General features: G+C 39.6%; 17 protein-coding genes. 8 read left to right on the plus strand and 9 right to left on the minus strand.

Annotated features, from left to right (window positions below; genetic code table 11):
- Positions 1–97 precede the first annotated feature (97 nt).
- Positions 98–667, minus strand: coding sequence for an elongation factor P (efp, locus tag E0H80_RS06510; RefSeq protein ID WP_067864005.1), 570 nt, complete (start codon positions 665–667; stop codon positions 98–100).
- Between the two features lie 70 nt (positions 668–737).
- On the opposite strand from efp, the gene epmB reads away from it, so the two are divergent.
- From epmB to E0H80_RS06525, 3 genes are read left to right on the plus strand one after another with little or no spacing between them, the layout of a single operon-like run.
- Positions 738–1754: an EF-P beta-lysylation protein EpmB gene (epmB, locus tag E0H80_RS06515; protein WP_131364240.1), complete on the plus strand. Its 1017-nt coding sequence runs from the start codon at positions 738–740 to the stop codon at positions 1752–1754.
- A gap of 14 nt (positions 1755–1768) precedes the next feature.
- A complete protein-coding gene (locus E0H80_RS06520) occupies positions 1769–3514 on the plus strand; it encodes a GTPase (RefSeq protein ID WP_131364242.1) in 1746 nt (581 codons plus the stop codon).
- Positions 3496–5613 carry an EAL domain-containing protein gene (locus E0H80_RS06525; protein WP_131364244.1) on the plus strand — a complete coding sequence of 706 codons (2118 nt, stop codon included), beginning with the start codon at positions 3496–3498 and terminating at the stop codon, positions 5611–5613. Before E0H80_RS06520 ends, E0H80_RS06525 begins: the two co-directional genes overlap by 19 nt.
- A gap of 88 nt (positions 5614–5701) precedes the next feature.
- Here E0H80_RS06525 and rpmE read toward each other — a convergent pair whose 3' ends face one another.
- The 4 genes from rpmE to E0H80_RS06545 all read right to left on the minus strand — a co-directional run bounded on the left by rpmE (position 5702) and on the right by E0H80_RS06545 (position 9925).
- Positions 5702–5932, minus strand: coding sequence for a 50S ribosomal protein L31 (gene rpmE / locus E0H80_RS06530; RefSeq protein WP_067863993.1), 231 nt, complete (start codon positions 5930–5932; stop codon positions 5702–5704).
- 203 nt (positions 5933–6135) lie between these two features.
- Positions 6136–7134 carry a bile acid:sodium symporter family protein gene (locus tag E0H80_RS06535; protein WP_131364247.1) on the minus strand — a complete coding sequence of 333 codons (999 nt, stop codon included), beginning with the start codon at positions 7132–7134 and terminating at the stop codon, positions 6136–6138.
- 227 nt (positions 7135–7361) lie between these two features.
- Positions 7362–7763 (minus strand): lactoylglutathione lyase, encoded by a 402-nt coding sequence (gene gloA, locus E0H80_RS06540; protein ID WP_131364249.1) that lies wholly within the window; start codon positions 7761–7763, stop codon positions 7362–7364.
- A gap of 11 nt (positions 7764–7774) precedes the next feature.
- Positions 7775–9925, minus strand: a complete 2151-nt coding sequence (locus tag E0H80_RS06545; RefSeq protein ID WP_131364251.1) for an AmpG family muropeptide MFS transporter — start codon at positions 9923–9925, stop codon at positions 7775–7777.
- 205 nt (positions 9926–10130) lie between these two features.
- Here E0H80_RS06545 and E0H80_RS06550 point away from each other — a divergent pair, with 205 nt between their 5' ends.
- Positions 10131–12743 (plus strand): Lon protease family protein, encoded by a 2613-nt coding sequence (locus tag E0H80_RS06550; RefSeq protein WP_416224578.1) that lies wholly within the window; start codon positions 10131–10133, stop codon positions 12741–12743.
- Positions 12744–12824: 81 nt separating this feature from the next.
- Here E0H80_RS06550 and grxD read toward each other — a convergent pair whose 3' ends face one another.
- Positions 12825–13166 (minus strand): Grx4 family monothiol glutaredoxin, encoded by a 342-nt coding sequence (gene grxD / locus E0H80_RS06555; protein ID WP_131364255.1) that lies wholly within the window; start codon positions 13164–13166, stop codon positions 12825–12827.
- Between the two features lie 163 nt (positions 13167–13329).
- Between grxD and E0H80_RS06560 the strand changes: the two genes are divergently transcribed.
- Positions 13330–14541 (plus strand): aspartate aminotransferase family protein, encoded by a 1212-nt coding sequence (locus E0H80_RS06560; protein WP_131364257.1) that lies wholly within the window; start codon positions 13330–13332, stop codon positions 14539–14541.
- 63 nt (positions 14542–14604) lie between these two features.
- On the opposite strand, the gene E0H80_RS06565 is transcribed toward E0H80_RS06560, so the two are convergent.
- From E0H80_RS06565 to surE, 3 genes are all read right to left on the minus strand, one after another.
- Complete coding sequence (locus E0H80_RS06565; protein ID WP_067863972.1) at positions 14605–15534, minus strand: LysR family transcriptional regulator; 930 nt, start codon at positions 15532–15534, stop codon at positions 14605–14607.
- Between the two features lie 92 nt (positions 15535–15626).
- Positions 15627–16442 carry a peptidoglycan DD-metalloendopeptidase family protein gene (locus tag E0H80_RS06570; RefSeq protein WP_131364259.1) on the minus strand — a complete coding sequence of 272 codons (816 nt, stop codon included), beginning with the start codon at positions 16440–16442 and terminating at the stop codon, positions 15627–15629.
- A 116-nt stretch (positions 16443–16558) separates the two neighbouring features.
- Complete coding sequence (gene surE, locus E0H80_RS06575; protein WP_131364261.1) at positions 16559–17329, minus strand: 5'/3'-nucleotidase SurE; 771 nt, start codon at positions 17327–17329, stop codon at positions 16559–16561.
- Between the two features lie 112 nt (positions 17330–17441).
- Here surE and E0H80_RS06580 point away from each other — a divergent pair, with 112 nt between their 5' ends.
- The 3 genes from E0H80_RS06580 (at position 17442) to dacC (ending at position 19714) form a co-directional block, all read left to right on the plus strand.
- Entirely contained in the window at positions 17442–17816 is a 375-nt protein-coding gene (locus tag E0H80_RS06580; protein WP_131364263.1) for an MCR_0457 family protein, read from the plus strand.
- 243 nt (positions 17817–18059) lie between these two features.
- On the plus strand, positions 18060–18449 hold the full coding sequence (locus E0H80_RS06585; RefSeq protein WP_131364265.1) for an MCR_0457 family protein: 390 nt from the start codon (positions 18060–18062) through the stop codon (positions 18447–18449).
- 116 nt (positions 18450–18565) lie between these two features.
- Positions 18566–19714 carry a D-alanyl-D-alanine carboxypeptidase PBP5/6 gene (dacC, locus tag E0H80_RS06590; RefSeq protein WP_131364267.1) on the plus strand — a complete coding sequence of 383 codons (1149 nt, stop codon included), beginning with the start codon at positions 18566–18568 and terminating at the stop codon, positions 19712–19714.
- The last annotated feature ends 53 nt before the right edge of the window (positions 19715–19767 follow it).

Raw genomic sequence — 19767 nt, forward strand, 5'->3', positions numbered from 1 at the left:
ACTCTACTCCTCATTATTTACTTTTCATCTAATACTTTGGCATAAAAAAAGGGATGATTTGAATCATCCCTTTCGATAATAGTCTATTTTAAAACCATTATGCACGTTCTAAATAGTCACCTGTACGGGTATCTACACGAACACTTTCTTCTTGCTGTACGAATAATGGTACACGAACAACGGCACCCGTTTCGAGTTTGGCAGGCTTACCGCCACCGCCCGAAGTATCACCACGTACGCCTGGATCAGTTTCAACGATTTTCAACACAACGAAGTTTGGTGCACTTACTGACAATGGAACCCCATTAAAAAGCATGATTGTACATTTTTCGTTTGAATCGTCTTTCAACCATTTGGCAGCATCGCCCATCGCAGTTTTGTCAGCTGCGATTTGTTCGAAGCTCACTGGATCCATAAAGTTCCAAAGTTCGCCATCGTTGTAGAGGTATTCCATTTCAACTTCAACAATGTCCGCACCTTCCAGTGTTTCATTGGATTTAAACGTTTTTTCTAGCACTTTTCCGCTTCTAAGATTACGTAATTTTACCCGGCTGAAGGCTTGACCCTTACCTGGTTTTACGTACTCATTTTCTAGAATTGTACATGGATTACCATCAAGCATGACCTTAAGGCCTGCTTTAAAATCATTTGTCGAATAATTGGCCATGAAAGGCTCGCTCCAAACTTACTAACTTAAATCTATTGATGCTAGACTAGCATCATTTTTTACATGCGGCATGATAAACTATTTATATCAAGAGCAAAACTGGCAATCTCAACTCAGTGACCTGATTACAGATCCATTAGAGCTTCTGGAGACGCTTCAGCTCTCACCTGATCAATTATTATCAGGGGCAATCCTTGCTTCTGAACAATTTAAGTTACGTGTTCCTCGTGCATTCGTCGGAAAAATGAACATTGGCGACCCGCTTGACCCGCTTCTATTACAAGTGTTGCCCCATCATCTAGAACTTGAAGAACATATCGGATTTGTGACAGACCCCCTCGGTGAAGAACAAGCCAATCAGCAACCCGGTGTATTACACAAATACAAATCACGCTTTTTACTCACCTTGACTGGTGCGTGTGCGGTACATTGTCGTTATTGTTTTCGCCGTCATTTCCCTTATCAGGAAAATCTGCCAAAAAATGAAGATTGGCTCAACATTAAAAGCTATATCGAAAGCCAACCCGATATCAATGAAGTCATTTTTAGTGGTGGAGATCCGCTTACGCTCTCCAATCGAAAATTAAAACTCTGGATAGATCGTTTGGAATCGCTACCGCAAATTAAATTTTTGAGAATTCATTCACGGGTTCCTATCGTAATCCCCAACCGTGTCGATGAAGAGCTGGTTTCCCTATTAAAAAACAGTAGGCTACGAATTATTCTAGTGGTACACTCAAATCATGCGGCTGAGCTTGATGATTTTACTTGCGCTAAACTTTTAGAATTGGTTCAACAACAAATCACCGTGCTTAACCAGGCAGTTTTATTAAATGGGGTCAATAATTCTGCACAAGTTTTAGTGGATTTAAGTTACCGTCTGTTTGATGCAGGCGTGATGCCATACTATTTACATGTATTAGATAAAGTAAAAGGTGCGCATCATTTTGACTTGAGTCCTGAGCAGATCAATCTTATATATAAAGATGTTTTAGAGAACCTTCCAGGATATTTGGTTCCTAAACTCGTTAGGGAAATAGCGGGCGAAAAAAATAAAACACCGCTTTTTGGAGTTTCAACTTTTTGAGTTAAATAATAACGATGCTTATGAGTACTTCTGATATCTTCCAAACACCAACAGAATTAAAGTTGGAACAACTGAGCTTTTGTCCATCGAATGCAAAAGGGCTGCAAGAATGGGTGTCTAATTTATCTATCCTGCAACTTGGAAATTCTTCAAAAGAACTTTTCAATGCGTTATTGGAGATATCAGAGCTTAAATGCCCAGAAATGCTACGTTTTGATTTAATTCAAATCTTGCACCCGACTATTGACAATGTACTCGCCAGTCTGGAAAAGCATTTTTTTAACCAGAGCCTCATCACCACCGATCGTAGTGATCAAATTATTGAATTGGCTATGCTTTTACGTAGCCATTTCGCCAAAATCTATATTGATATTTCAAAACGCTGTAATACCCAATTAAGTTTGCAAAAGTTTTCTATCTTTGCATTTAATCAAAAGAAGAGTTTACAGACTGCCAGAATTGTTTCGACTTATTACGCATTACAGCAACTCTCGTTGTTACTTTATCAACAGAATTTGCTGTATAGCACTCCATTATTTGGTCAATGGTTGATCGCGCATCAACTGCTCGAGTGTTCAATCAAGAATAATTTTTATCAAACCAATATCAATCAAATTTTAGATACACAGCATCAATTACAAACAATTGCTCACGCTTATTCACAACTTATTTTATTGGATATTTTCAATACTCATCAAATTCGCCCATCGGAAATGCAAGGCTTATATTTATGTAGCTTTGACTGGGCAAAATTGGTTCACATTTTGCCGAAAGAAACCACTCTTTCTCGCTATATTGTTGATACCAATAAAGATTATCCACCGGTTTTCAATATCAATCAATCCAGTTTATATAAACCGACCATCTATATTGCAACGCAAAATTTATTAGATCATCTGTCTGAAACCCAAACCAAAAAAACAGGTTATCTGTCTCGTAATGAAAAGTTATTCCTGACTCCAGCCCTATACTTTCATATTCATAACTTGCTTACAACCAATGTCGAACGTCGCCATGAGCGCTATGAGTATTCGGCACAATTGCAGATTTGTTTTAGTCTGTCTGTGGCGCACTTTTACCTCTCTAAAGGTAAAAACTTTCACGAAACTTTGGATGTGGAAAATAATTATCAGTTCCAAAACGAAAGTAGCTTTATCAATTCCATGAATTCCAATATTCCTGCTGAAATCAGCACAGCTAAAGTTCTGGACCGGGAAGCAAAACAGATTTATCCAGCCGAAGTTCTGGATATTAGTGTGAATGGTTACAGAATTAAGTGGACCGGTGCTACACCCTCAAATTTAAAAACGGGGGAATTTATTTTAATTCAGGAAAATACCAATAGTCCTTGGCGTGGCGGTGTGGTTCGCTGGATTAAACAATCGACAGAAAAAAGTTTGGAACTTGGGCTTGAAGTATTGGCTCAAGATTTATTCCCCTGCTCAGTCATGGTGAAAACTGAACGTAACAGTAGCAACTACCAACCTGCTCTTATTGTTCAAACTTCTCAACTCAATGATGTTTCAACCAGTTTAATTGTATCGGGTTCGCACATGTTTAGAGAAAAACAAACTATTCATTTGCGATTAGGAAAAGAAGAACTAAAAATTTACCTGACCAAAGCACAGCTTATTACGCAAAGTTTTATTCGTTTTGAATTTGAGTTACTAAATGATCAACAAGAAAGCCTGATCAAAAACTTCATCAACAAACAAATGAATGAAATAAAGAATCAAGATTTATGGGAAGCATTGAAGTGAGAAATCCATTATTGTCTAAAAAGTTAAAACGTACCGAGACACGTTTACTCATTATCGATGATAATCAAATACGTTTTAACCAAATTCGTGATCTTTTAACGTCGAGTGGACATGTCATACAGGCAACATTGCTGGATGATTTACAAAATTTTGAAAAACAACTCCATCAAAATTGGGACTTGGTCATTTTTGGCCGTGCCTACGACTTAAAATATGAACAGGCCTTAAGCTTAATCCAGCTATCAAAACAACCGAATTTACCGATTCTCCTTCTTAAACCAGAAGATTATCAGGCAGATCAATATGCCAGTTATATTCGTAAAGGCATTTACGACATTTTAAATCTGGATTATCCAGACCGTTTTTACCTTGGCTTACTTCGTGCACTTTCCTCCAGTCACCTACTCATGACTCAACAACATCTAATGGATGAGTTAGAGTCTGCACAAAGCCAAGCACAATCTTTGGTACATGATAGCAACAAGGCCGTCGCACTTATTCAAGAAGGCATTCACATTCAAGCCAATCCTGAATATTTACAACTCTTTGGGATTAAAAATGAGGAAGATATTGTAGGCCTTCCTGTGCTTGACCTGTTACAACCGAAAGACTTAAACGACTTTAAGTTACGCTTTAAAAAAATTACGCAAGGTCAGTTTGATTTAGGTCGATTAGAAATCGTCACATTAAATGATCAGGTTTCTGTGCCGAATCCGCTTAAAATCGAATTTTTACCCGCTACAGATGAAGATACATTACAAATTACCATTGATATTGAAACGTCTAAAGCAACGAATGCAACATCTGCAACAAGTGATAAAAATACGCAGAAAACCACTCCCTATCAGTTACTTAACCGAACCATTATCAAACAGCCTTCTGATATTAATGCACTGGTACTGTTCTCTTTAGCTTCTTGTCCTGAAACTATTTTTGAAGGGAATTGGGTCACTTCAAAAAATTATTTCCGTCAAATCAAAGAATTTTTAAAAGAACAGACTAACGTTGCATTATTTGAAGTCTCTCCGGGTATTTTTACCGGGCTGTTTCAGGCAGAAACAAAAGCAAAATTAAAATCTAAACTGATTGGTTTAAGCTCATTAACCAAGCCGCAATTATTGACAGTAAACCACACGAGCTATCCACTGAACTTAAGAATTGGTTATGTAATTTTAGGTAGTGAAATTGGTGATGAAAGCCAATTTGAACAATTGATTGATTCAGCATACAAGACAGCATTACCCCAAAATGAACCAACTCCTGCGCTTGAATTAGAAATGGATTTAGATATTCCAACGATGGAAATTCATCATCCAGATATCAAGACCTTAAATTCTTCGCCTGAATCTTCATTAATCAGAGCCCTAGAACAAAGTTTAGATCGCGGAGAGATCCATCTTAAATATCAACAACTTTATGATAAACAAGATACGAACTTATACACCTATGAAGTCACCACTGGCTTCATTTTTGAAAATTCCTGGAAAGATTTATCCAGCTTAAGAGAATTGACAGAAGATCCGGAATTATCCATTAAACTGGATCGCTGGATTTTGGTTGAATCATGTAAACAATTACATAATTTTATTACGCAATATCCTGAAGCAAAATTGATTGTGAATTTAAATAAAGACGTATTATTCCATGATCGAACCTTCCCGGAATTTATTTCCAAGCTAATCACGATTGTACGTAGTAAATTAACCCATCCACTGATTTTACAATTTTCAGAAGAAGACCTTACTCACAATATTTCAGAGGCACAAAAGCAGATTACTCAGCTACGTCAGTTTGGCGCTGAAGTATCTTTAAGAGACTTTGGCAATACTATTTATAGTGAATCTGCTATACGCAAACTGGATATCAACTGCTTAACATTGCACCATACGCTAACTAAAATGTTAGATACAGAAAAATCCACAGAAGAATTACAGGAAAAAATCAAAATTTTCCATGAAATTAAACCTGTTGAAATCATGCTACGCGAATTAAATGATATGACGCTTTTCGCCAACGCTTGGAATGTAGATGCACGCTTTATCCAAGGCGATTATTTCCAGAAAAAACTGGATCACCTGATTGATGTACAAGACCAATAGGTCTTATACACATGGTGTTGCTGCAAAATACATAAATTTCAGGCATAAAAAAACGGGCATACTGCCCGTTTTTTTACATTTTACGGTATTAGTCAGGACGTTTGATAGAACGTGACATACCAGAAAAACGTTGTTTGAACTTGTCGATACGACCACCTTGGTCAACATTCTTCTGTTTACCAGTATAGAATGGGTGACAAGCTGAACATACGTCAAGGTAAAGAGTTTCTTTACCAATCGCTGAACGAGTTTCGATTACGTTACCACATGAACAGGTAGCAACTAATGTTTCATATTTTGGGTGGATATCGGCGCGCATCGTCGATTACTCCTAAGTTAAGAAAGGCTTATGCTGTCATCGCAATTGATCACTCTCATGATTCATGAGGAAAAAGCTTCTTCAAAAGAAAAGCGAGATCAACACCATAACAGACCATTCTTTTGGCCCACCGAGACGGATACCGCCAGGGCTAAGCACAACAAGTGGGCATAATTATACGGCAAAAAATATCAGATAGCGAATTATTCTTTAATTTCACTACCTATACTAGACTCATCGTCCATGCTCTTGGACCAATAATTGGCAATTACCCCACATACCATCAGCTGAATTTGATGAAAAATCATAATCGGCAACACAATCATGCCTAACGGCTGTCCGATAAATAAAATCTGTGCCATGGGTACACCACTGGCCAACGTTTTTTTAGAGCTACAAAAGAACATGGCAATTTGATCAGCTTTATTAAAACCAAGCCATTTTGGAATATAAAAAGCCAACAGCATAATAATCGTTAAAAATACGGAGCACACCAGCGTTAAAATCAGTAAGGTCTGCCAACTGACCAGTTGCCATAAGCCTGCTACCACCGCACTACTAAAAGCCCCATATACCACCATTAAAATCGTACCCTGATCAAAGCCTTTAACCAGACCGGGTATTTTTAGCATATAAGGATAAACATAAGGACGTAAGATTTGCCCTAAAATAAAAGGCACCAATAACAATAAGGCAATTTTAACCACGGCTGACGTGGGATCAAAATCATGCTGAGACTGGCCTAAAATAAAGAAACTTACCAGTATCGGGGTAATAAACATCCCGATTAAATTAGAAAATGAAGCACTACACACTGCACTGGCCACATTACCTTTGGCGACCGAGGTAAAGGCAATAGAGGACTGCACGGTCGAGGGCAAAAAGCACATAAACAAAAAGCCCCAATACAATTCTTTTCCTAAAATTGGCAACAACAAGGGTTTAGCCAGCAAACCTAAAAGTGGAAATAAGGCAAAGGTAAAAGCAAACACCACCACATGAAATTTCCAATGCATAATCCCATCAACTAGCGATTCTCTGGAAATTTTTGCACCATGTAAAAAAAATAAAATGGCAATCGCAATTGTAGTAATTACGCTAAAGATGTTTTCTGCCCAACCCGATACTGGAATAATAGTCGCCAGAATGACCATCACGATCAGTAAAATAGTAAAGCGATCCAGTGCCAATAATTTCAACATTATTCATTCCTTATAATAATTTTAAGATATAAAAAAGCCCACTAAGCAATTTTACCTAATAGTAAAGTTTCATCTTAATGGGCTAAATAAATAAAGCTAGTTTTTCAAATCAATGATCAATATTTATTTTATCTATATCACTTTATAATTAAATTTCTTTGCAAACCCCTTTTATCCCACTTACTAGAAGAAAATAAAAAGGGCATCAGCACTTATAAAGAAATCTATTAGTTATTTCTGGCATTTACATCTTGCTGAATCAGCTCGATTTTATAACCGTCCGGATCTTCAACAAAAGCAATTACCGTACTGCCACCTTTCATCGGACCGGCTTCACGCACAACTTTACCGCCACGCGCTTTAATTTCTTCACATGCTTTATATGCATCGTCTACAGCAATGGCAATATGACCATAGCCATTGCCCAACTCATAACTTGCAGTATCCCAGTTATGCGTTAATTCTAAAACAGTATTGTTTTCTTCATCACCATAACCCACAAAGGCTAAAGTGAAACGACCTTCTTCATAATCACGCTTACGAAGCAAAGTCATACCGAGTACTTCAGTATAGAACTTTAAAGATTGTTCCAAATCGCCTACACGTAACATGGTATGCAGCATGCGCATATTCTTCATCCTTATTGACTCTTCGTATGTTGATGTTCACCCAATAACTTCGCCACCCACACCACTAAAATTAGAATGGGAATACCAATCAGGGTGGTCATGAGGAAGAAATTTGGATAACCAATATTGCTGACTATAGTACCCGAATAACCGCCTAAAATCTTGGGGGTTAAAGTCATCAGGGAACTAAAAATCGCATATTGCACTGCGGTAAATGATACGCTGGTCAAGCTAGACAAGAAGGCAATAAATGCAGCACCAGCAAGCCCTGATGCCAAATTATCGACAATAATGGCAAAATACAACCAACCTGAACTATAGGGTTTAATCACCTTGCCAGTAATTTCAACTTCATCAGTCGATTGAGCATTTACGACAGGTAAAGGTTGAATATCTACATCTAAATCTTTGGCGGTGCTCAACTTCATATTGGTCGTATAGCGACGTTGAGCCGTTGATAAGACTTGATTATTTTCAATCACTTCAACAACCAGCTGTTTAGAAGCTGAATCGATTAAAATTTCAGCCGGAATTGCCGCACTAAACACGCCTGTTTTATCCAGATTTGCATCAAAAGTTTGCTTGTCTAAACTTAAGACAATTTTTTGAGATTCAGATAAAGGTTGCCCAAAATACTGTCCGCGAATGACTAAACTATTATTTCGCTCCTGCAAGCCAATGATATTGTCACTGGTTACGGGCAGAATCTGCATACTGGATTGTTTTTCATCCAGCTTTAAATAAGGCAATGTTGTAATTGCGGTATTTTTAGACCCATCCGAATACTGGGCAACGACTTGCAGTTCATCTGCTTGTGCTAAAACCTGACTCGGTACCTTGAGTTTCCAATATCCCACTTCATCGGACTGAACCTTGTAACTGTGCTGCCCGACTGTGACATTGACATCATTGAGTTGCTGTCCAGATTTTACCAAGCCAATAAAAATCAGATTGGTTGAACTGGCCAAGATTGCACCGACAAACATCAACTTCATAATGTTCATGCGCTGTGCCAGCAGACCACCCAAGAAACCGCCAACCAGACTAAAAATCACGCCGTAAATTTTAACTGCTTCAGCAATTTGCTGTTTGGTGAAGTTCAGGTCTTGATAGAACACATTCGAAATGACACCGGCAATAATGTCGGAAATACGGTAAAAACCAATCAACAGCAATAATACCAATGCCAGTTTAACGCCATAACGTTTAAAGAAATCTGCAATGGGGTTGACCCAGGTTTCAAAGGCCATTTGTTTATTGACGGCACCCATTTTCACCAGCAATGTACCGACCATTACGGCAACAGCAGCAGAGCCAATAAAACGTAATGCTTCAAAGCAAAATAGTAAGAAAGAATCTGAAATTTCAAATTGTGATTTAAGCGCTTCTGTTAAATTTCCAGAGAAAATATAACTCAGTACAAAACTGATTACTGCTACAAAAAATACCGCAACCAAACGATAGTAATCGGTACGTTTATAATTTTTATAAATTCGGCTCACTTGAGGTTCACGAATCATCAATGTGGTGATAATCCCCACTACCATCACCGCAGCCATGGCTAAATAAGTGATTTTCCAGGCACTATAAATATAGTTGCCTTTCGCTGTACCGAGGGAAGCAGCTAAAAATAACGCGCCTGCACCCGCTACAATCATCCCGATGCGATAACCGGCATTATAGGTCGAGGCCAGAACGGTCTGCATTTGAGTTTCAGCCAGTTCAATCCGGTAAGCATCAATGACAATATCTTGTGTTGCCGCAGAAAAGCCCAGCAATACTGCACCCACCGCCATCTGGTACAAATAACTTTGCCCTAAAGCAGGGTTTGAAAATGCCATGATACAAATGGCGCAGATAATCAACACTTGCGCAATCAGCAACCATGCGCGACGGCGACCGAGTATTTTCGTCAGAACTGGAACTGGCAATTCGTCAATTAAAGGTGCCCACACAAACTTGAAAGAATAGCCTAGCGCCGCCCAGCTAAAAAAAGTCACCGCACTTTTATCAATTCCGGCTTCTCCCAGCCATAAAGACAGGCTTGAAAAAATCAGCAAGATTGGAATACCTGCGGAGAAACCAAGAAACAGCATAATAAGGGCACGGCGATCAAGAAATGCCGTAAAGGCCGATTTCCATCCAGTAGATTGTGTTGTCATTAATTTATTATGTTCTGCAAAAACTCAATGTCGCTATTCAAACGCGTAATGCGATAGGTTTCAACAATATTTACGAAATCATTATTTTATTTTATCGTTTAAAGCATCATGTCCGCTTGAATTTTTCAAGCAAACCTGTATACCTTTAACACTCTACCGCAATATTTCGTTTTGGATTTTCACAGTGACCCAAAGACTCGAGCAAATGAACTCTTCTTTATCCGCCAATATTATCAGCAACATTGAACAACCGAGCCAAAACATTTTAACTTCTGCATTTGAACAACCAGAAATACAAAGCACTTTAGAAAAAACCAAACTGAAATCTGAACAACTGACGCATATTCCTAATTACGATAAAATCCCTGCATCCACACGTCGTCTTAAACCGCTAAATAATTTTCTCGGGCAAGATCGCGCGCGCGCATCTGTAGAAGCAGGTATTGCTTTACCTTATTCAGGCTATAACATTTTTGCTGTGGGTACAGCGGGCCTCGGTAAACGCACCATGATCAAGCGTTTATTACAACAACACGCCAAAACCATGCCGACACCAAACGACTGGGTCTATGTCAATAATTTTAAACTGCCACGCCAACCGATTGCGCTCGAGCTTCCATCCGGTCAAGCAGCGAAATTTCAAACACTGTTGCATCAAACCTGGCAAACCATTTTAAAGCAATTAGAACGCCGTTTTACTGCAGAAATTTATCATAATCGTATTGAACTGATTCGCCAGCAAATTGGGGATGAGCAACGCCAGGCATTAATTGATCTGACCAAAGAAGGTGAAGAACTTGATCTGAAACTGATTACCCGTAATGAAGAACATTGCTTTGTGCCGGTACATTTCATTGATGATTCTGCGGAAGAAATGACAGCAGAAGACATTAATGCGCTCAACAGTAAAGAGCGCGCTGAAATTTCAACCAACATGCGTTACATGGACAAAAAACTGGAACGCTTAGGCCTACATTTAGGCGATTTAGAAGATGATGCACGCGATAAAGTGCAAAGCTTAAATCGTGATATCGCAAAACAGGTGGTGATGCCGCGTATTGAACAAATTTTAAATAAGTTTGGTGAGGTTGAAGGCTTAAAAGACTATCTCAAATACTATGCTGAAGACATTATTAACAATGTCGAAATTGTGCTTGAGCAAGAAGAAGATGACTTTACCCCAGGCCTATTTAGCCGAGTGCCTGCACGTTATCAGGTCAATATCATTGTGTCCTATAAGCCAAATTCTGGCGCACCAGTGATTTTTGAAGACTTCCCAACGCATTACAATTTACTGGGTCATGTCGAACAGCTTACCCAAAATGGCACCATTACCACAGACTTCACCCTGATTCGCCCCGGTACATTGCACAAAGCCAATGGTGGATTTTTAATGCTCGAAGCGGAGCAACTGCTCGAACAGCCTTATGCATGGCAAGGTTTAAAACGTGCCTTAAAATCAGGGCAGATAAAACTATCTTCACTGGAACATATGCTGACTTTAACCGGCAGTATTTCGATTGAACCTCAATCTATTCCCTTGAATTTGAAAGTCGTTTTACTGGCAGAACCTGAAGTTTATTATCAGATTCTAGAAGTTGAACCGGAACTCGGCAGTGTATTTAAAATCCGTGCTGACTTTACCGATACATTACAACGTAATGACACTAATGAGCAGGCGTATATGCAGCTGATTGCCGATTATGTGCAAGCAGATAAATTATTACCTTTTGAGCGCTCTGCCTTAGCGGCATTACTGACTGATTCAAGTCGGCAGGCAGAAGACCAGAGTTCATTGTCATTACATGCTTTAACTTTGGGTGATTTGATTCGCGAAGCCCATCATCATGCAGAAAAATCGGGTGACAAAATCGTTAGTGATAAACATATCAATACCGCACTCGATCATCGCAAGTACCGTCTCGGTTATTTACGTGAATTGTACTGGGAAGATTTATCACGTGGCACACAGTTGATTGAAACCAAAGGACACCGTTTAGGACAGATTAATGCCCTGTCTGTAATTCAATATGCAGATGTTGAATTCGGTTTGCCTTCGCGTTTAACCGCTTCGGTTTATCAAGGCGGTGGTGATATTCTGGATATCGAACGCAGTGTTGAACTGGGTGGCTCCCTACATGCCAAAGGCGTGTTACTGATGTCGAGTTTCCTCAAAGCGCATTTTGGCCGTGAACAGATTTTGCACTTCTCTGCTGCCCTCGCTTTTGAGCAAAGCTATGGTCAGGTGGATGGGGACAGTGCAACCGTAGCTGAACTATCTGCACTATTATCTGCGATTAGCCAACTGCCGATTGACCAGTCATGGGCAATTACTGGCTCAATGAATCAACTCGGTCAAGTTCAACCGATTGGCGGCGTGAATGCCAAAATTGAAGGTTTCTTCGATGCCTGTAAATTACAAGGTTTGACTGGCAAACAGGGCGTAATTATTCCACGCCAAAACATGCAACATTTGATGTTGAGACACGATGTCATTGAAGCGGTTGAAAAAGGTCAATTCCATATTCATGCCATTCAAACCATTGATCAGGCTCTGGAAATTCTGATGGCTCGCCCTGTCGGCACCCTAAACAAAAAAGGTCGCTATAGCAAAAATTCAATTTATGCTGCGGTAATGGATCAACTTGAGTATTGGCAAGCCATTGAAGATGGTGCAGAGTTTGAAGATGACTCGAAGAAAAAAAAGAAAAAGAAAAAAGCCAAGAAAAAGAAAAAAGAAGAAGCCGAAAAACAACCTGTTCCGTCTGATGTCGTCGAATCTAAAAAGGCCAGCAAGGACAAGTCAGAAGCAGAGTAATCTGCTTCTTTATAAAGCAATATTAAACCAAGCCATTAAAAAAGCGCCACAAGGCGCTTTTTTAATGGCTTCACAACTGAATTAAGCTTCAGATGCTGGGCTGTATTGTTCTACCAAGGTTTTTAACTCACCTTTTTGGAACATCTCTAGCATGATATCGCTACCACCAATTAATTCGCCATTAATCCACAATTGTGGGAAGGTCGGCCAATTTGCAATTTGTGGCAAAATCGCGCGAATATCCTGGTTTTCCAAAATATTTACATAAGCAAATGGACGACCAATTTGACTGAGTGCTTCTACCGCACGTGCAGAGAAACCACATTGTGGGAATTGCGGCGTACCCTTCATATAAAGAAGTACTGCATGTTTAGCAATTTGGTCGCGAATTAACGCTTCAGTGTCGCGTGCTTGTTCAGTCATTGATAAATCCTCAACTCATCTGCCTCGCATTATACCCAAAACTTAACAAAACAGTATGACTAAAGCAATATTTCCATTTTTATTTCCATTTGGGCTGTTATTCTGTAGCAGTTTTTGCTTAGATAAAGCTTTATTTTTCCTACCTAACAGATAAGAGTAAGTCATGAATAACATTACCCTTGCCCCAGTGCAATCTGATCAACCTTCACACTTGATGCCAGTCTTTGGCCGTCAGCCGATCAGCTTTGTTCGCGGTCGGGGTTCTTATCTTTATACAGAAGATGGCACTGAATATTTTGATGCACTTACAGGAATTGCAGTATGTGGTCTAGGTCATGCTCATCCTGTTATTGCCGAAGCCATTGCCGAGCAAGCTGCAACACTCATTCACACCAGCAATTTATTTGAAGTACCTTGGCAAACGGCTGCAGCGCAAAAACTTGCTGAAGTTTCAGGCATGGAAGAAATTTTCTTCTCGAACAGCGGTGCAGAATCCAATGAGGGTGCCATTAAAATTGCCCGTAAGTTTGGATCAATGCAAGGCATTGCCAATCCAAAAATTATTGTTGCAGACCGTTCTTTCCATGGCCGTACCATGGCGACCCTTGCTGCAACCGGCAACAAAAAAGTTCAGGAAGGTTTTGGACCACTGGTTGAAGGTTTTATCCGTGTACCTTTTGGTGACATTGAAGCCATTCAAGAAGCAGCAATTAACCATCCAGACATCGTGGCTGTTTTTGTTGAACCGATTCAAGGTGAAGGCGGTGTAAATACTGCACCTCAAGGTTTTAGCTACCTTGAAGAAATTCGTCAAATCTGTAATCAGCATAACTGGTTGATGATGCTTGATGAAGTTCAAACAGGTAATGGTCGTACCGGTAAATACTTTGCTTACCAGCATACCAGCATCATTCCAGACGTTTTAACCACGGCAAAAGGCTTAGGGAACGGCTTCCCGATTGGTGCGGTGATGACTCAAGGTCGTGGTGTGGGTGTATTGACTGCGGGCAACCATGGTTCAACCTATAGTGGTACAGCGCTCGGTTCGCGTGTGGTATATACAGTTCTCGATATTATGCAGAAAGAAAATCTGGTTGAAAATGCTGCGGAAAAAGGTGCCTATATTGTTGATCAGCTGCGCAACAAACTGGCTGATCAAAATGTCATTGTACGTGGTTTCGGTCTAATGATTGGGATTGAATTACCGAAAGACTGTGGTGAACTGGTGAACATCGCACGTGATGAATATCATTTGATTATTAACGTAACTGCAGGTTCCGTGGTTCGTTTATTGCCAACACTTAATATCACTCAAGAACAAGCCGATCAACTGATTGCTCGCCTGGTAAAATTGATTAAAACCTTTCTAGCTTAATTCTTTCATCCTTCAAAAAATGAAAAGCCGCTGATAGCGGCTTTTTTTCATACTGCTCTGCTTTTATGAAGCTTCTTGATAATTTCTGCCACCGGGTAATTGGCAGAAATATTGTTTTAATGCTTCTAAACAGCGATGAATTTTCATCGGCTGTTGTTCATGTTTTGAAATAATGGCATATAAGGTGAAACTAGGTAATTTCCACTCTGGTAAAACCTCAACCAAAGCACCATTGATTAAATCTTTTTGTGCATCTAGATATAAAATTCGAGCGATCCCATGCCCTTGCTGACATAATGCTTTGGCAACCAAAACATTATTTGAGGTCAATCTCGAACGCATTTCTAAACTGATTTCTTCACTTGTCACGACATGTTGGAATGACAAATATTGATAATTCTTGATCACATTCATCGGAATTAAATCATGATGCTTTAAATCCTCAGGACGTGAAATGGGTATAGACTGATTCAAATAACTCGGTGAAGCCACCAGAACCTGCTCAACTCGTGCAAGCGGCACGACATGCAAATTATTATCTTCAATTTTTGAACTTATGCGCAACGCAATATCAATCCGACCTTCAATCAGGTCAATATATTGATTGTCAGCTTCTACATGAACGGCCAACCCTCTATGAGCAGACATCCAATGTGATAATGCTGGAATGACATGATTTGCAGCTAACTCTGGTGTAGTTGCAATACGTAACTCGCCAACAATGTCATCACGCAGCTCATTAATTCGTACCTTTCCGCGCTCTGCAGCAGCGAGCATCTCTTGGCAGCTGTGGAAAAAAGCTTGTCCTGCTTCAGTTAAACTCAACTTCCTGGTAGAACGATGTAAAAGTGTAACTTCCATCTCATGTTCTAAAGAACGAATTTGCTGACTTACAGCACTGGTGGTGATGCCTAAATTGCGAGCTGCACCACTGAACGAGTTTTTTTCGACAACACAAGCAAAAACACCCATTGCCCGAAGTTGATCTAACATAAATTTCCCTCTGAACTTATGAGATGCTTTATCTTTCGATAAAAGCAACTCATTGTATTATACGGTGAAATTCAAGCAATGTATTAATTTATTTAATTAATAGGTAATACCTGAGTCGGATCAATAGGCTTACCGTCTAAACGAACCTGGAACTCAAGCATGGTGCGGGTTGTACCTGATGAACCCATCTCTGCAATCTTCTGCCCAGCCGTCACATTTTCTCCACTTTTCACGTTCATTTTACTGTTATGTGCATACGCGGAAATGTAACCATTAATATGCTTGATCAGAATCAGATTACCATATTCTTTTAAACCGTCTGCTGCATATACCACTTGCCCATCTGCGGCCGCATAAATTGCATCACCTACATTCCCGGTATAGCGAATTCCTTTAATATTATTGGCTAAATTAAAATTTTGCAGAACTGCACCATTGCTTGGTTTAACCCAGCGTAATGCAGACGCTTTAGAAGATGCCACAGGCACAGTCGGGACATTGGCGACAACAGGTGCGCTGGTTTTAACCGGATTTGTTGGGAGTTGTACGGTTTGACGTTGAATCGGCGCAGCTTGTGTTACGGCTTGAGTCGTGGTGGTACGGCGTGAACCTGAATCTTTTAAACGTAATGACTGCCCGACATATATGCGATACGGCGGCGTGATGTCATTCATATCCGCGACACTGGTATAGGCTAGACCATAACGTGCAGCAATCCCACTTAAAGTATCTCCAGAGCGAACCGTATAGTAGTCTGGTGCAGTTGCATAACGTGTTGAATTATGAATTTGTGGTTTTGAAGCACAACCACTCAAAATAACAGTGGAAATAACAGCTGTAGACAACACAATGGTTTTCAGCAAGGCTGAAGGCGTAGCAAATAAGCGATACGATGACACCAAGAGCATTACTCTTCCTCTCTACATATAAATAGTATTTATTGAATTGCGCTAAGATTAGCAAAAAAGTATATAAAAAATTATTTCAACACTACATTTTCACAAAGTTATAACACTACTGCAGCCTAATTAGAAAACTGTGCATGCAACGTGTTCAAAATCTCGTAATTGGTCGCATCCATTTGAATAGGTGTGATACTGACATAGCCATTCGCAACTGCAAAAAAGTCCGACTCTATTTCAGTTAAACCTTTTTTCGGGTCTGCCACAGCTTCGCCTGAAAGCCCAATCCAATAGACTTGACGACCGCGTGGGTCTACATGACTGGTAATCGGTTTTGATTGACTACGTCGACCCTGGTAAGTAATTTTTGAACCTTTTAATTCAGGCACATCAGGAATATTCACGTTAAAAATGTGACGTGGAGGTAAAACCGGCAAACCTGAAGCAATAAAATCATGTACCCATTGTGCAGCTACAGCATAATCTTGTGGATTTTCGTAAGAACGGACATTTTGTCCTGCCATAGACACGGCAATTGCAGGTTGTTTCATTAAACGCCCTTCAAATGCTGCACCGACTGTTCCCGAATAAAGCACATCATCGCCTAAATTCGCTCCACTATTAATACCGCTGACCACCAGATCGAATTCAAAATCAAATAGCCCATTCATAGACAGATAGACGCAATCTGCCGGTGTGCCATTGACGGCCCAAACATCGGGGGAAATTTGGACGGGACGTAATGGTCGATCTAGCGTCAAGGCACTGGAATAACCACTGCGCTCGCTTTCTGGTGCAACAATCACTACACGCCCTAAAGGGACTAAAGCATGTGCAAGCGCTTGGATACCGGGAGCAAAAACACCATCATCATTGGCAATTAATATATTCACTTAAAAATCTCGAAAAGGTTTGAAAAATGACTGGTCAGAACATTTGATTGAATAATACAAAGAATTATATATATTTAACGCTCGACATCCATTCAAAATATGTGACTAACAAATGATTAAAATGATCTTATTGCGTGGCTTCTTGGGTTTAGGTTTTGCTGCATTATTATCACCAGCTGTTCTAGCCAATGTCGGCTTAACTCAAGCGGAAGCAAATACCATTATCAAAGAAGACCTGGCTTCAACTCAAGTCATGGCTGAAGTATGCCCTGCAATTGTGGGTAAAAACGCAAAATTTGATCATAATATCCATCAGCTTATTCAGTCTTATTTACAAGATTATTCAGATAAATCTATGACTTACGATAAACTTCAGGCAGATACAGAATATAAGGCTGTTCTGAATGAAGCACGTCAGGCGGCCAAAGAAACCAGCAAAGATGAACAGAAATCTGTTTGTGATGACGTAGTCAATTACGAAGCATAATTCAAAACAGACCAAACCTATAGAATATTCAGCCGATTGAGTATTGTATAAAATGGGCATGAAGATTATTGACCTTCATGCCCATTTTTATAAAATAAATACAAGTCAGATTTAACTCTCAAAGTCGATTCATTATTTCTTCAATTTTCAACAGCTTCAATACATTTGTGTACTTACAATTACCAAAAATATCGTTAAGCTTATTTATATTGTTATATTTTTAAATAATTTAGGTCTGCTTAAATGAAATCATCTATGTTTAAATCGTTATCTTTGGGTCTATTGACCACCGCTGCAATGACATTTTCAGTGACTCACGCCGCAACACAACAAGAAGAAAATATTGAAGTTACTCCCACTCAAGAAATCACCCAACAAGAACTTGCTGCAATTTATGTATTGTCAGAAGTCTGCCCAAGTCTGGTGAAAAATGATGCTCAGTTTTCGAGAGGATATTCCAAACTTGCCCAAGAATATTTACCTCAAGAAAAAGATGCGGTTTCAGCTTTAACCAAGCTCAGCAAAGAGAAAAAATTTAAATCAATTTTAACCGAAGCACGTAGTGATGCAAAAAAAGCCGGTGATGCGAAAAACAAAGAAATTTGCCAAGAACTGACGACTTACAGTAATTAACACCAATTGGTTACAATACTTTTGAAATAAGCCGATTTCTCCGTAGAAGTCGGTCTAGCTTTATCCTAGAATGCTAGGCTCTTTGTGCTTATATCAAGATATTGGAACCACCTAGAATGACCCACAAAAGCGCCCTTGCTGCATTATTACTATTACCTAGTTTCACATTCGCAGCATCTGTCTTATCTGCACCGCCAGAACTCAATAATAAATCTTATGTTTTAATGGACTATGAGACTGGGCAAATCCTTGCATCTAAAAATGAAAACGAAAAATTAGCACCGGCTTCAATGACCAAGATGATGACCAGTTACATCATCGAACAGAAGTTGTTGGGTGGTGATCTCACGGAAGATGAAAAAGTTCGTATGAACGAATCAGCATGGTGTCGTGGCAGTAGTACGGAATCATGTATGTATGTACCACTCAACGGTACTGCAACAGCACTGGAAATGCTGCGTGGGATTATCATCCAGTCAGGTAATGATGCTTCTAAAGCCATGGCGGAACATATTGCCGGGAACGAAGGTACTTTTGCTCACATGATGAATGAAGAAGCAAAACGTATTGGCATGACCAATACTAGCTTCATCAATTCAACCGGTATGCCTGCTGAAGGTCACTACTCGACTGCAAAAGATATGGCAACGCTTGCACAACATATTATTCATGACAGCTCAAAGTATTACCCGATCTACTCTGAAAAAGAATTTACCTTTAACGGCATTAAACAAGGTAACCGTAACGCCTTGCTTTACACCGACCCAAGTGTAGATGGCTTAAAAACCGGTCATACTGAAGAAGCTGGTTATTGCTTAACCACTTCAGCTAAACGCGGCCCCCTGCGTTTGATTTCAGTGATTTTTGGTGCGCCAAGCATGAACGATCGTGCATCTCAGACACGTGAAATCTTGGCTTGGGGTTATGCAAACTTTGAAACTGTTAAAGTACAACCGGCCAATCAGGTTTTAGCGAAAGCGAAAGTTTGGTACGGTAAAAGCAATGACGTTCAAATTGGCTTAGCTGAAAACTTCAACGTGACCATGCAGAAAGGTCAGGCGAACGCAATTAAAACCCAACTGGTTGTTCAACCGAAACTCACTGCCCCTCTTAAAAAAGGTCAAGTGGTTGGTAAATTTGTCGCAAGCATTGATGGTAAAGTCATTTCAGAAAAACCACTTGTTGCACTTCAAGATGTTGAAGAAGCCGGTTTCTTTGCAAAAATGATTGACCATATCAAACAATTCTTTAGTAATTTATTCTAATTAAACGTTAAGTTTTAATTAAGCATTAAACTAAAGATAAAGCACTCTTACTT

The organism is Acinetobacter sp. ANC 4779 (assembly GCF_004331055.1).
In the GTDB taxonomy this organism is placed as follows: domain Bacteria; phylum Pseudomonadota; class Gammaproteobacteria; order Pseudomonadales; family Moraxellaceae; genus Acinetobacter.